This is a genomic window from Bradyrhizobium sp. cir1 (assembly GCF_014198245.1).
Classification (GTDB): Bacteria; Pseudomonadota; Alphaproteobacteria; order Rhizobiales; family Xanthobacteraceae; genus Bradyrhizobium.
This window is the reverse complement of record NZ_JACIHE010000001.1, coordinates 567,355-581,020: the sequence shown is the minus strand read 5'-3', so window position 1 is coordinate 581,020 and position 13,666 is coordinate 567,355. Positions and strand designations below refer to the sequence as shown.

Genomic DNA, 13,666 nt, shown 5'->3' with positions numbered 1-13,666 from the left:
GTTGCAGTGACCTGAGGATATTCACACCGTCGCGAGCCATGCCGCGAGTGGCGTCTTTCCGAGCCGCGCCTCGCCGAGCGGGACCAGCGAGGTATCCTCGATGGGTGACCCGTAATATCCGGCCTTGGCGTCTCCCACGACCGGACGGCTGTCGCCGACCGCTTTCAGACGGCGCGCAACGAACTCGTTGAAGGGCGCCTTTTCGGGTCCTGCGATATCGATCGTGCCGTTCAGCGGCCGCCCGGTCGCGACCTCTGCGAGGCAAGCGACCACGTCGTCGGATGCGATCGGCTGAAATGCCGCCGATGGAACGACGATGCGCCCGTCGGCCGCGCCCGTCTCCGCGATGGCGCCGAGGAATTCGAAGAATTGCGTGGCGCGCACGATGGAGTAGGGCACCGACGAGGCCTTGACGATGCTCTCCTGCGCGAGCTTGGCCCGGAAATAGGCGATGTCGGGCGAGCGATCGGTGCCGACGATCGACAGCGCGACGTGATGCTTGACGCCCGCTGCGGCCTCCGTCGCCGCGAGGTTCTGACTCGATCGCTGGAAGAATTCGAGCACCGCGGCGGGCTCCCAGGACGGTGCGTTGGCGACGTCGACCACGACATCCGCGCCAGCCAGCGCGGCCGCGAGACCTTCGCCGGTGACGGCATTCACGCCCGACTTCGGCGAGGCGGCCACGGCGTTGTGGCCCTGCTGCTTCAGCTTCGCCACGAGCTTGGATCCGATCAAACCGGTGCCGCCGATCACGACGATCTTCATGGCATGTCTCCTCGGCATTTTCGAACGCGATCGGGTAAGGGCCTTACGCTGTCGCGACGATGAATGATGCGGGCGGAGTCTTAGCCGAGCAATGCGGCGGGCTCTTGCCTGGAACGGGCCTGCCTTGTCGAAAAATGCTCCAGAAGCGCGGAGAACAGGAATTGGTCAGGGACCATTCCCCTCGGTCGTACGCGGGCAGATCAGATGACCGGCCCGGGCCGCACATGCGCGACCCGGGCTTGATGTCACCGGCTACAAAGTCATCTGCATCGGTTCGGGATAGTAATGGAATCCTTCGCCGGCCTTGGCGACGTGGCCGTAGCCCGGCCAGGCGAAGTGATAGGACATCACCGGGACCTTGTTCGCCGCGAGCATGGTCAGCAGCTTCACGCGCGATTCCGCCGCCTGTTTCGGGTCGGTGTCGTAGGAGAATTCCATCCGCGGCCGCTCCAGCAGCAGCACCGAATGGTGCGAGAGGTCGCCGAGGAACGCGAAGGACTTGCCGGCCGAGGAGACCATGAAGATGGTGTGGCCGACGGTATGGCCGGGCGCCGCGATCGCCTGCACCCCGGGCAGGAATTCCTGGCCGTCCTTGAAGAACACGATGCGGTCGCGCACCGGCAGCAGGTTCTTGCGGGCATGCACGACGAAGTCCTTGGCCGGGCTGCCGAGCTTGCCTTCGTCGGTCCAGAAGTCGAAATCGGTCTGCGAGATGTAGATCTGCGCATTCGGGAACAGCGGCTTGTTGTTGGCATCCACGATGCCGCCGATGTGGTCGATATGCGCGTGCGAGCAGACCACGGCATCGATATCCTCCGGCTTGATGCCGGCCTCCATCATGCTCCTCTGTTGTCGCCCGGTGCTGGCGCCGAACATTTTCGAGCTGCCCATGCCGGTATCGAACAGGATGAGCTTGTCGCCGGTGTTGACGATCGGAGAGTTCTGTTCGAGCACGACGTTGTCCGGCGACAGGAAATTGTCCGCCAGCATCTTCTTCACCTCTTCCGTGGGGACACCGGTGAAGGTGCCGGAGGGGTCGCCGAGCGGCAGCGGCCCGTCGGACACGACGGTCACTTCGGCATCGCCGAGAATGAAGCGATGCCAATAGGGCGTCTGGGTGCCGAGCTTGGGCGCGCGCGCCATCGCACTGCTGCCGAGCAGCGCACTGGCGCCGAGGCCCGCCCCGAGTGCGAGCAGGGACCGACGTGAGACATCAAGTGTCATTCGCATCCTCCATTTTCTGTTTTGATCCGCGCGGTTGTTCGCGCGTGATGTGCGGCCTGAGGCCGGCAGCGAGATGCTGCGCCGGTTCAGACAGGCTCGCAAGAGGAAACGGATTGCGATGATCGTGGGGTGGGTAAGAAACAATCAATGATTGTGTCGTGATTGTGTCCGCTGAATCTTCGCTGCAAAAAGACTTATGCGATCCGCAGCGCGGGCTCACTTCCTTCCGTCTCCGCAAAACCCGCCTGCAAGACCTCCTCGCGCTTGTGGCGCAGATGCGCACGCAGGATGTGCGAGAGGCCCGCGCCGTCGCGCCGCTGCAGCGCGTTCAGGATTGCCTCGTGCTCCTTCACCGCGAGCGCCCAGCGCTGCGGCGTCATCGGCGTGACATAGCGCGCGGGGCGGATGCGCGCGGTCACGGAGGCATAGAGCCCCGCGAGCACGGGATTGCCGGCCGCGGCGACGATGGCCTCGTGGATGGCGCGGTTGCCGCGATAGTACTGGATCAGATCGCCCTCGCGATAATGCCGCACCATCTCGTCATGCGCGGCGGCGATCGCGCCGATCTCGGCATCGCCAATGCGCTCGCAGGCGAGCTCGCCGGCCAGCGCCTCGAGCCCCTGGCAGACCTCGAACAGGTCGCGCATGTCCTTGTCGGTCAGCTTTGCCGCGCGCGAGCCGCGATGCGGCAGCAGCTGCACGAGGCCTTCGGCGGCGAGCACCTTGAGCGCCTCGCGCAGCGGCGTGCGCGAAATCTCGAGCCTTTCGCACAGCTCGCGCTCAGGAATCCGCGCGCCCGGCGGGATTTCACCGTCGAGCAGGATGGCGCGGATGCGGCCGACGACCTCCTCGTGAAGCATGGAAGCGCTCCGTTTTGAATGCAAAAGCGAGATTATCTGGCGATACTTTGAAATTCCGGCTTGCTAATCGCAAATTTTGCATTCAAAAATGTAAAAAACAAGAGGACATGAGGAAATGGACCTGGCTGCGAAGGCGGACGACCTCGTTTTTGAATGCAATGACGGCATCGGGCGGATCACCTTCAACCGCCCGCAGGCCCGCAACGCCTTTACCTTCGCGATGTACGAACGCCTCGCGGCGATCTGCGAGGAGGCCAACCGCGATCATGCGATCAAGGTGCTGGTGCTGCGCGGAGCCGGCGACAAGGCCTTCGCCTCCGGCACCGACATCAATCAGTTCCGCGAGTTCAAAACGCCGCAGGACGCGATCGACTACGAGAACCGGATCGATCGGGTGCTCTCGACGCTGGAGCAGTGCCGCGTGCCGACCATCGCCGCGATCAACGGCTTTTGCACCGGCGGCGGCGCCGGCATCGCCGCGGCCTGCGACCTCCGCATCGGCACCAAAGCTGCGAAAATCGGGTTTCCCATCGCCCGCACGCTCGGCAATTGCCTGTCGATGTCCAATGTCAGCCGTCTCACCGCGCTGATCGGCGCCGCCCGCGTCAAGGATCTGATCTTCACCGCGCGCCTCGTTGACGCCCCCGAGGCCGCGCGCGTCGGCCTGCTCGGCGAGGTCGTCGATGACCTTGCTGCGCTCGACAGGCGCGCCGACGAAGTTGCCCGGCTGCTCGCCAGTCATGCGCCGCTGACGCTGAATGCGACCAAGCAGGCGGTCGCCCGCCTGCAACGGCGGCTGACCCAGGACGAGGGCGAAGACCTCATCCTGATGTGCTACACGAGCCAGGACTTTCGCGAAGGGCTCGATGCTTTCCTCAACAAGCGCGCGCCGCAATGGCGCGGCCAATAGGACGCCCCGATGCAAAGTTCACAACCGACCTCTCGCCGTTCGGGACCGCTGGCCGGTCTCAAGGTCATCGATCTCACCCATGTCATGGCGGGGCCGACCTGCACCCTGATGCTCGCCGACATGGGCGCCGACGTCATCAAGATCGAGAAATCGCCGAACGGCGATGACACCCGTCACTCCGTGCCGCCAAAGATCGGCGAGGAGGCGGCCTCCTTCCTGATGATGAACCGTAACAAGCGCGGCATCGTGCTCGACCTCAAGACGGATGGCGGCAAGCAGGTGCTGCGCCGGCTGATCGCGGACGCCGACGTGCTGGTCGAGAATTTTGCGCCGGGCGCCATGGAGCGTCTCGGCTTCGGCTATGAGGAGCTGCACAAGCAATTTCCATCGCTGATCTACTGCTCGTTGTCGGGCTTTGGTCGCACCGGTCCCTACAAGCACCGCCGCGGCTTCGATCTGGTGGCGCAGGCCATGAGCGGCATCATGAGCTTTACCGGCGAGCGCCCGGATGGTCCGCCCGTCAAATGCGGCCCGCCGCTGTCCGACATCACCGCCGGCCTGCTCGCGAGCATGGGCATTCTCGCCGCCTATACCCATCGCCTCAAGACCGGCGAAGGGCAGTGGGTCGAGACCTCGCTTTACGAGGCCGCGCTGGTCCAGACCTATTGGCAGTCCACCATCGCGCTCGCCGCGGGCACTGCGCCGCGCGCGATGGGCTCGGCCCATCCGCTCAACGCGCCGTATCAGGCCTTCGAAGCCTCGGACGGCTGGCTCGTGGTCGGCGGTGCCAACAAGAAGCACTGGCTGTTGATGCTGGAAGCACTCGGCGCGAGCGAGCTCGCCGCCGATCCGCGCTTCGTCAATGGCGCCGACCGCATGGCGAACCTGAAGGAGCTCGAAGCCGTCCTCAGCGAGCGCTTCCGCAAGAAGTCGCGGGCGCATTGGCTCGCAGCGCTGGACGAGAAGGGCGTGCCGTGCGGCCCCGTGCACGACATGCTGGAAGCCCTGAGCGACCCGCAGACGCTGGCGCGCGAGATGGTGGTCGAGGTCGAGCATTCCACGCTCGGCCCCGTGAAGACGATCGGGCTTCCCGTGAAATTCTCAGGCACGCCCGGCAGGGTGCTGTCAGGCGCACCGGTCTATGGTGAACACACAAGAGAGGTTCTGGCCGAGCACGGGTTCGACCAGACGCAGATCGAAGCGCTCGAAAAAGAAGGCGCAATCGTTTCGGCCCTGGAAAGACGCGAGGAACGCGTCGCCTGACCGGACGTCGATACAACAAGAACAAAAGACAAAAATCAGCTGGAGGAAATCATGGGTCGGACGTCAACATTTCTGTTCTCCGCAGCCGTAACCGTGCTCGCCGGCACCATGCCGGCGTTCGCCGCCTGGCAACCGCAAAAGCCGATCGAGTTCGTCGCCACCGCCGGGCCCGGCGGCGGCACCGACAATCTGGCCCGCGCGGTGCAGAACATCATCACCAAGCACAAGCTGACGGAGCAACCGATCGTCGTCGTCAACAAGGGCGGCGGCAGCGGCGCCGAAGGCTATGTCTACGGCAAGGCCTCCGCCGGCGATCCCTACAAGGTGATCTTCGGTACGTCGAATGCCTGGCAGCAGCCGCTCGTCTCCAAAGTCGCCTTCAATTACACCGATCTCACCCCGATCGCGGCGATGGCGCAGGACGAGTTCCTGCTCTGGGTCAAGCAGGACGCGCCCTACAAGAATGCGGGGGACTATCTGAAGGCGGCAGCATCCGGCGAATTCAGGATGGGCGGTGCGCAGTCCAAGGACACCGACGAGGTGCTGACCCGCATGATCGAGAAGGCCGGCAAGGTCAAGCTGACCTACATCCCCTTCAAGAGCGGCGCCGAGACCGCGGTGCAGCTCGCCGGCGGCCATCTCGATTCCCACGTCAACAATCCCAGCGAAAGCCTCGGGCAATGGCGCGGCGGCACGCAGCGCCCGCTCTGTGTGTTCAGCCCGAAGCGATTGCCGCAAGGGCCCAAGGTCACCGCGACCGAGGGCTGGAGCGACGTTCCGACCTGCGTCGAGCAGGGCCTCGACATCAAGCAATATGAGCAGCCGCGCACCGTGTGGCTGCCCGGCAAGGTCACGCCGGAGCAGGCCGCGTTCTATGTCGACCTGATGAAGAAGGTGCAGGCGACGCCGGAGTGGAAGGACTACATCGAGAAGACCTCCCAGGTCGACACCTTCCTGACCGGCGCCGAGTTCGACAAGTTCATCAAGGAGGACCTCGAGCACGTCAAGCAGGTCGCAGGCGAGCAGGGCTGGCTCGTCAAGTGAGGCGGGTAACTTCCTTCAAGGGCGCAGAGCGTAGCGGGCAGGTCGCTTGCGGCCATCCTTCGAGACGCCCGCCTGCGGCGGGCCCTCAGGATGAGGTCGTGCGTTGCGGCGAGATATCAGACCCTCATGGTGAGGAGCCCGCCCAAGCGGGCGTCTCGAACCATGCAGGCCGACCACGTTCGGCACGCTCACCGCTGTCACATGCAACAGCCCGGCCTTCAAAGGTAGAACGCCATGATCTCGCGCCGCGCGCTTGAACTTGCGACCGCTGTCCTCACCGGCAGCTTCGGTGTGGCCGTCGTCGTCTCCAGCCTCGACAACGGCATCGGCTGGTCGAGCGCGGGCGTCGACGCCGGCACGTTTCCGTTCCTGACCGGAATCATCGTCGTGCTCGGGAGTCTCTACAATCTGGTGCGGGGCGTTGTGCCGGCGGCGAGGCTCGCGAACGTTCCCATCGCGATCACGCCGCTCGAGCTGCGCCGGCTCGCCGGCCTGTTCGTGCCGGCTGCGATCTTCGTCGCCGCGATTCCGCTGCTCGGCATGTACCTCGCCTCGGCGGGTTACGTCTTCGCGGTTCTGGCGATCCCAAGATACCAATCCGTGCCGCGCGCGCTCGCCATGGCGGCGGCCACAGCGCTCGCGCTCTACGTCGTGTTCGAGCGCATGTTCCAGGTGAGCCTGCCGCATGGCGCGCTCGTATCCGCGCTCGGGTTCTGAGGGAGGAGGCCGATGGAAAATCTCCAGGAGCTCCTGCACGGCTTCACCATCGCGGTCACCGTGCCGCATCTGCTGATGATGGTGGTCGGCGTGCTGCTCGGCATTCTCGTCGGCGTGCTGCCGGGGCTGGGCGCGCCGAACGGGGTGTCGCTGCTCCTGCCGCTCACCTTCGGCATGCAGCCGGTCTCGGCGATCATCCTGCTCTCCAGCATGTATTGGGGCGCGCTGTTCGGCGGCTCCGTGACCTCGATCCTGTTCAACATTCCGGGCGAGCCATCGTCGGTCGCGACCACCTTCGACGGCTATCCGATGGCGCGCGACGGCCGGCCGACCACGGCACTCGCCACCGCCTTCGGCTCGGCAGCGTTCGGCGCGCTGATCGGCGTCATCCTGATCACCTTCCTCGCATCGTGGGTGGCACAGGTCGCGCTCGCCTTCGGGCCGCCGGAATATTTCGCGGTCTATTTCCTGGCCTTCGCCAGCTTCGTCGGCATGGGCGGCGCGGCGCCGATCAAGACCGTCGTGGCGCTCGCGATCGGCTTTGCCATCGCCGCGATCGGCATCGACACCGTCTCCGGCAGCGTCCGCCTCACCATGGGGGTGGACGAACTCGTCAAGGGCGTGAGCTTCGTCGTCGCGGTCATGGGCCTGTTCGGAATCGGCGAGCTCCTGGTCGCGGTCGAGGAGGAATTTCATGCCCGCGCCGTGTCCTCGAAGATCGATTGGCGCGAGGTGTTTCGCGCCGTCGGCCGCCTGCCGCGCCATGCGCTAGCGCTGCTGCGCAGCGCCGCGATCGGCTGCTGGATGGGGATCACGCCGGGCGGCCCGACCGCAGCTTCCTTCATGAGCTACGGCATCGCCCGCCGCTTCTCCCGCCGCGGCCGATATTTCGGCACGGGCGAGGTCGAAGGCATCATCTCGCCGGAGACGGCCGATCATGCCGCCGGCACCAGCGCTCTGCTGCCGATGCTGTCGCTCGGCATTCCCGGCTCCGCCACCGCCGCCGTCATGATGGGCGGCCTGATGATCTGGGGCCTCAATCCCGGTCCAATGCTGTTCGTCGACCAGAAGGACTTTGTCTGGGGCCTGATCGCCTCGATGTATGTCGGCAACATCGTTGCCGTCGCGCTGGTGCTGCTGACCGTTCCGGTCTTTGCCGCGTTGATGCGGATTCCCTTCGTCGTCATCGCGCCGCTGATCGTGATCATCTGCGTCGTCGGCGCCTATTCGGTGTCGAACTCCTATCTCGATGTCGTCATGATGCTCGGCTTCGGCATCGTCGGTTATCTCTTCAAGAAGCTGTTCTATCCGCTGGCGCCGCTCGTGCTCGCGATCGTCATCGGCGACAAGGCCGAGGATGCGTTCCGGCAGTCGATGCTGCTCTCGAAGGGATCCCTGGGCATCTTTTTCGCAAACAAGCTGGTGACGTGCTTGATCGTAGGCGGCATCGCGCTGCTCCTGCTGCCGCTCGCATTGCAGCTCGCGCGGCTGCGGCGCAAGCCCGCACCGTCCACCGACGAGACGGCTGTTCAAGAGACAGCTCGAGAAAAGGTGATCATATGACCGCAAAGCCGCTCATCGCACTCGCGATGGGAGATCCCGCCGGCATCAGCCCGGAGCTGACGGCGAAGCTCGTCGTCGAGGACGGCATCCGTGCGAGTTGCCGCGTCGTCGTGATCGGAGACCGCCGCATCTTCGACGAGGGCGCGCGCGTTGCGGGCGTCAAGCCGAACCTGGCCATGATGGAGCAGGGCGCCGACCTTCGCGCAGCGCAGGGCGATGCGCTGTTTGTCGACCTCCGCCACCTCGCCCCCCAAGAGGTCGAGCCGAAGACCGCGACCCTTGCCGGCGGAAAATTCGCACTGACAAATTATCGGCACGCGCTCGAACTTGGCCGCGACGGCCGCGTTGACGCCGTCTGCTTCACCCCCTTCAACAAGCAGGCGATGCGGCTCGCCCGCGCCGAGTATGACGACGAGATCGCGTTTTCCGCGGAGGTCGTCGGCCTCAAGACTCCCGCGAGCGAATTCAACGTGCTCGACCGGCTCTGGAATGCGCGCGTCACCTCGCATATTCCGCTGAAGGACGTCGCTGCAAACCTCTCCGGCGAACGCATCCATCGTGCGCTCAGGCTGACCGATGCCTGCATGCGCAACGCCGGCTTCGCGCGGCCGCGCATTGCGGTCGCCGGTCTCAACCCGCACGCCGGCGACGGCGGCAATTTCGGTCGCGAGGAGATCGATGTGATCGCGCCCGTGGTCGCGGCCGGGCAGGCGGACGGCATTGCTGCCGAGGGGCCGTTTCCGGCCGATACCGTGTTCTTGCGTGCCAAGGGCGGTGCCTTCGACGCCGTGCTGACGATGTATCACGACCAGGGCCAGATCGCGATGAAGCTGATGGGTTTTGATCGCGGCGTGACCATGCTCGGCGGTTTCCCGTTCCCGATCTGCACGCCCGCACACGGCACCGCCTACGACATCGCGGGACAAGGCATCGCATCGATCGGCGCCAGCCGCGCCGCGCTGCTGCTCGCAGCGGAGATGGCAGCGCGCCGCATGCGGGTCTGATCTCTCGCCCCAAAACCCGACCTCATCCTGAGGGCCCGCCGTAGGTGAGCGTCTCGAAGGATGCGCCGCAGACAAGCTCTCCGCCATGTGTTGCCAGTCGTCCGCGGCAAAAACGAGAAACTTCCGCGGTCGCGCCGAGTTGCCAATCCGGTGAATGTCTCCATCCCGGAGCTGGCACATGGGCGATGGCGTGTTGCGACGGACGGTGATGAGCGCCTGGCCGGCCGACCAAGCCCGAGTATTTTGCATCGTTCTGATCCTTGCTCTGGCAGCAGCACCCGCGTTCGCGGCCGAGATCAACCAGGCGGCCATCGAGTCCGCCGAGCCCTCGAAGAAGACGCTCTCGAACGACAAGCCGACACCGGCGGGCGTGCGGCTGCAGGTGCTGCTGGACCGGGCGCATTTCTCGCCCGGCGAGGTCGACGGCAGATTCGGCGAGAATGCGAAGAAGGCGTTGCGCGCCTATGCGGAAGCCCGGCAGTTGCCGGGCTCGGACACTCCGACCGAGGAGGTCTGGAAGGCGCTGCGGGCAGACGAGCGGCCGGTGACGCTGACCTACACCATTACCGAACAGGACGTGGCGGGTCCGTTCCTGAACAAATTGCCGTCGAAGATGGAGGACATGAAGGGCATCCCGAAACTTGGCTTTGTCAGTCCGCGCGAGGCCCTGTCCGAGAAATTCCACATGAGCGAGCAACTCCTGGCGGCGCTCAACCCCGGCCGCCGTTTTGATCGCGCCGGCGACACCATCGTCGTCGTCGACACCGCGAACTCAGGCGAGGGGGCACCTGCCAAGGCCGACAGGGTCGAGATCGATAAGGTCAGGCAGACCGTCAAGCTGTTCGACAAGTCGAATGCGCTGATCGGATTCTATCCGGCGACTGTGGGAAGCGAGGACAAGCCGTCGCCGTCAGGCACGCTCAAGGTCACCGAGATCAGCAAAAATCCGTTCTATCGCTACAATCCCGCTTATCACTTCAAGGGCGTCCGGTCGCGCAAGCCCTTCACCATCAAGCCCGGTCCGAACAATCCGGTTGGAACGGTGTGGATCAACCTGTCCGCCGAAGGTTACGGCATTCACGGCACGCCGTCGCCGGACAAGATCTCCAAGGCGGAATCCCACGGCTGCGTGCGTCTCACCAATTGGGACGCCGAACGTGTCGCCGGCAGCCTCGCGAAAGGCACGCCGGTCGCGTTCGTGGACGATCACTATCCGACCGCCGCCAGGTAAAGCTGTGTATCGAAATAGTCCGACGCGCGGACGGCATCTGCGATGCCGGCGTCCGTCATGAAGAAGTCGCTGACCTGTTGCAACCATCTTGCGACGGTTCCGTCCGCATAGAGCCGCCGCCATTCGCGCGCGGAGTAGAGCTTTTGCGCCCTGAAGGCTTCAGTGAGATCGGCGGAACGCGACCGCTTGTAGTGAGCCTGGAGCGCTTCCGCAGCGGCTGCCTGGTTGCGTACCATGTGGTCGTTCGCATCGATCCAGCCACGGATGATCCGGCTCAGCACATCCTTGTTTCCGGCATAATAATCCATCCGCGCCGCCCATCCGCCGAGCACGGCGGATTGCGGATAGAAGGCAGAGGCATCCACCAGCTTGACGGCGTCGGGCAGCGCCTCGCGCACGGCGACGTTGAACGGCACCCAGAGCGCGACGGCCGGCACCTCGCCGGCGATGAATGCCTTGACGGCATCCGGCATGCTCGAATTGACGATCTCCACCTCGGACGGAGTGATGTTGTTGGTGCGCAGCGCCCGGTCGAGGAAGATGTGCGCCGTGGTCTTCGTGGTCGTCGCGATCCGCTTGCCCCTGAGATCGGTGAGCCTGGTTACTCCGAGCGACGGCCGGACCCAGAGCTGCGCGGTCGCGACCTCGATGTCGTTGATCAGAAAGCCCCGGCCGTGGCCGAGCGCCAGGTAATTGGAGATGACACCGCCTGCCGAGACGACGTCGAGCTCTCCGCGCGTCATCGCCTCGAAGACTTCGGGGCCGGTGTTGAACTCGTGCAGCTCGAAATCGATGCCCTCGCGGTCGAACGAGCCGCGATCGAGGCCGGTCCAGATGTGCCCGTCCACGGCAACCACGTGGAGATAGCCGAGTCGGGGTTTTGTGCGGGCCTGCGCAATGGCCGGTGCCGCGAGCACGACCGACGCGGCCGCCAGCGCCGCGCCCCGGCGCAACAATTGCCGGCGACCGGGATCGCAAATGCTCATGCCGCGGCTCCCTGGGCCGTGGGCCGGAGTCGTTGGGTATGGAACAGCGCAATCGTGTCCCTGGGATAGTCGTGCAGGAATCCGGAGAGCCGGACCTGGGTCGCTTCCACCGGACCGTCCTGCACGATGGATGCGAGCACCTCGTCCCAGCGCCGGCACATTGCAATCTCGGCGTCGTCGGCCAGCGCCAGCTCGCCGCGCAGCTCGCTGACCTCGATCGGCTCGGCAAATCCCTTCGGGGTGATGCTGTCGATGCTGCGGAACAGGAATGCGTGGCCCACGCGCGCACGAACAGCTGAGCTGACCAGCACGCGCGTCCCGTAGTTCTTGTTGAGGCCTTCCAGCCGAGAGGCCAGATTCACGGCGGCGCCGAGCGCGGTGTAGTTCATCCGGTCGCTGGAGCCGACATTGCCGACCACGGCATCGCCGACATGCAGGCCAAAGCGTGTGTCATAAGGCGGCCAGCCCTCGCGCCGAAAATCCTTGTTGAGGGTCTCGTTCGCCGCGAGGCAGGCGAGAACCGCACGGCAGGCGTTGGCGGTGTGATCAGGGTCATCCGCGGGCGCATTCCACAGCGCCATCACGGCGTCGCCGATATATTTGTCGATCGTGCCCCGGTGTCGCATGATCTCGTCGGAGAGCGCCGCGAAATAGCGCGAGGTATAGATCATCACCTGCGACGGGTCGGCTCGCTCCGTCTTGGCCGTGAAGTCGGCGACATCCGTGAACAGCACCGTCACCTCGCGCCTGGAGCCGCCGAGGCGAAGCGAGGAGCCGGTCTCGATCAGCTGCCGCACGATCGGGCGCGGGATGAAGCTCGCAAAGCTCCGAACCACGCTGCGCATGGTGAAGACCGAGCGGCCGAGCTCTTCGATCTCGGCGATGACGGAATGGATGCGTGGCCGTTCCGCGATGTCGAAACACTGGATCGCGTCGGTCTCCTCGACGAGTTTGCGCAGCGGCTGCGCCATCAGCGACCCCAGCCAGAACGCGAACGGAAGTGTGGCGCCGACGAAGGCCAGCGCCAGGGCGAACAAGGTGCGCCGCTCGTTGATGATCCTGGCATAGAATTCATCGAGCGGTGCGGCCATCGCAAGCCGGACATTGGCCGAGCCGGTCGTATCGAGCCGGTGAACCGCCGCGATATAGGTTCGGCCCGCGTCGTCATGGAAGAATTGCTGCGCTGGTCCGCCATCGCGCCAGGAGCGGATGATCGGCACCAGTGCGGGCAGCTTGAGCGCGCCGATCTGCGGCAGGTCGTCCTGCCGCTCCGGAACCTCCGTCATCAGGCGGTTCATCTCGGGATGGCCGACGATGCGCTCGGTATCGTTGAACAGGAAGGCAAGCCCGGATTGGCCGAGCTTTTGCTCCGCCAGCATGTCCTCGAACCGGTTCAGCAGCATATCGCCGGCGACGACGCCGCGGCGGCCCTCCTTCAGCGGCGTCCGCAGCGTGTAGCCTGGCTCGCCCGTGGCGTAGAAGACGTAAGGGCCCGTCAGCAGTGTCTTGTCGTTCTTGAACGCCTCGACATACCAGGGCCGCTGTCGTGGGTCGTAGTCGGCAGGGCCGGCGACCTCCGCGACCTCTATGAGATTTTCGGACAGATATTGCGTGACCGGGGCGCCGCCAGCCGTGCGCGCGATCACGACCAGCCGGAACTTCGCATCCTCATCGACCTTCAGGCCGGCCCTGAACGCCGGCCTGGCGCGGTCGATCACGTCCATCTCGATGAACGAGCCGTCCTCATAGCCGACATAGAGATTGAAGAGCTGCGGATTGTTGCGCAGCATCGCAGCCATCAGGCCGTACAACCGCGAATTGTCCGCGATGTCGGCTTCCTGGATCGCCGGCAGGCCGGACAGGATGTCGAGATTGTCGCGGACGTTCTTGAACTGCTCGTCGACATGATCGGCACCGAGCTGCGCCACCTTCTCGATGAAGCTGCTGGCCGCCGTCCGCGTGATCAATGTCACGCGCTCGAAGCTGAGATAGACCAGGGTCAGGCCCACCAGCAGCACCGCGCCCACGAACACCGTGATGATCGATGTCCGGAACCCGATGCGAAAGACGCGCTTGCTGGTGTTCTCCCCGGTCATCGG

General features: G+C 65.0%; 12 protein-coding genes. 7 read left to right on the top strand and 5 right to left on the bottom strand.

The genetic code is table 11. The annotated features are described in order from the left end of the window. Nucleotides 1–21: 21 nt before the first annotated feature. From GGD63_RS02815 to GGD63_RS02805, 3 genes are all read right to left on the bottom strand, one after another. A complete protein-coding gene (locus tag GGD63_RS02815) occupies nucleotides 22–765 on the bottom strand; it encodes an SDR family oxidoreductase (protein WP_183239363.1) in 744 nt (247 codons plus the stop codon). 252 nt (nucleotides 766–1,017) lie between these two features. Then, a complete protein-coding gene (locus GGD63_RS02810) occupies nucleotides 1,018–1,989 on the bottom strand; it encodes an MBL fold metallo-hydrolase (RefSeq protein ID WP_183239362.1) in 972 nt (323 codons plus the stop codon). A 194-nt stretch (nucleotides 1,990–2,183) separates the two neighbouring features. After that, nucleotides 2,184–2,849, bottom strand: coding sequence for a GntR family transcriptional regulator (locus GGD63_RS02805; protein WP_183239361.1), 666 nt, complete (start codon nucleotides 2,847–2,849; stop codon nucleotides 2,184–2,186). 115 nt (nucleotides 2,850–2,964) lie between these two features. Here GGD63_RS02805 and GGD63_RS02800 point away from each other — a divergent pair, with 115 nt between their 5' ends. The 7 genes from GGD63_RS02800 to GGD63_RS02770 all read left to right on the top strand — a co-directional run bounded on the left by GGD63_RS02800 (nucleotide 2,965) and on the right by GGD63_RS02770 (nucleotide 10,581). Then, nucleotides 2,965–3,759 carry an enoyl-CoA hydratase/isomerase family protein gene (locus tag GGD63_RS02800; protein WP_183239360.1) on the top strand — a complete coding sequence of 265 codons (795 nt, stop codon included), beginning with the start codon at nucleotides 2,965–2,967 and terminating at the stop codon, nucleotides 3,757–3,759. 9 nt (nucleotides 3,760–3,768) lie between these two features. Continuing rightward, nucleotides 3,769–5,022 (top strand): CaiB/BaiF CoA-transferase family protein, encoded by a 1,254-nt coding sequence (locus tag GGD63_RS02795; RefSeq protein ID WP_183239359.1) that lies wholly within the window; start codon nucleotides 3,769–3,771, stop codon nucleotides 5,020–5,022. A 51-nt stretch (nucleotides 5,023–5,073) separates the two neighbouring features. Next, the gene (locus GGD63_RS02790; protein ID WP_183239358.1) at nucleotides 5,074–6,066 is read left to right on the top strand and encodes a tripartite tricarboxylate transporter substrate binding protein; all 993 of its coding nucleotides are present in this window, start codon (nucleotides 5,074–5,076) and stop codon (nucleotides 6,064–6,066) included. A 234-nt stretch (nucleotides 6,067–6,300) separates the two neighbouring features. Next, entirely contained in the window at nucleotides 6,301–6,783 is a 483-nt protein-coding gene (locus GGD63_RS02785) for a tripartite tricarboxylate transporter TctB family protein (protein ID WP_183239357.1), read from the top strand. 12 nt (nucleotides 6,784–6,795) lie between these two features. Beyond that, on the top strand, nucleotides 6,796–8,346 hold the full coding sequence (locus tag GGD63_RS02780; protein ID WP_183239356.1) for a tripartite tricarboxylate transporter permease: 1,551 nt from the start codon (nucleotides 6,796–6,798) through the stop codon (nucleotides 8,344–8,346). After that, nucleotides 8,343–9,350, top strand: coding sequence for a 4-hydroxythreonine-4-phosphate dehydrogenase PdxA (locus tag GGD63_RS02775; RefSeq protein WP_183239355.1), 1,008 nt, complete (start codon nucleotides 8,343–8,345; stop codon nucleotides 9,348–9,350). The genes GGD63_RS02780 and GGD63_RS02775 overlap by 4 nt, the downstream gene beginning before the upstream one ends. 208 nt (nucleotides 9,351–9,558) lie before the next feature. Then, on the top strand, nucleotides 9,559–10,581 hold the full coding sequence (locus tag GGD63_RS02770; RefSeq protein WP_183239686.1) for a L,D-transpeptidase family protein: 1,023 nt from the start codon (nucleotides 9,559–9,561) through the stop codon (nucleotides 10,579–10,581). Here GGD63_RS02770 and GGD63_RS02765 read toward each other — a convergent pair. Beyond that, complete coding sequence (locus GGD63_RS02765) at nucleotides 10,560–11,567, bottom strand: ABC transporter substrate-binding protein (RefSeq protein ID WP_183239354.1); 1,008 nt, start codon at nucleotides 11,565–11,567, stop codon at nucleotides 10,560–10,562. The genes GGD63_RS02770 and GGD63_RS02765 overlap by 22 nt on opposite strands. Beyond that, nucleotides 11,564–13,663: an adenylate/guanylate cyclase domain-containing protein gene (locus GGD63_RS02760; protein ID WP_183239353.1), complete on the bottom strand. Its 2,100-nt coding sequence runs from the start codon at nucleotides 13,661–13,663 to the stop codon at nucleotides 11,564–11,566. Before GGD63_RS02760 ends, GGD63_RS02765 begins: the two co-directional genes overlap by 4 nt. Nucleotides 13,664–13,666 lie beyond the last annotated feature (3 nt).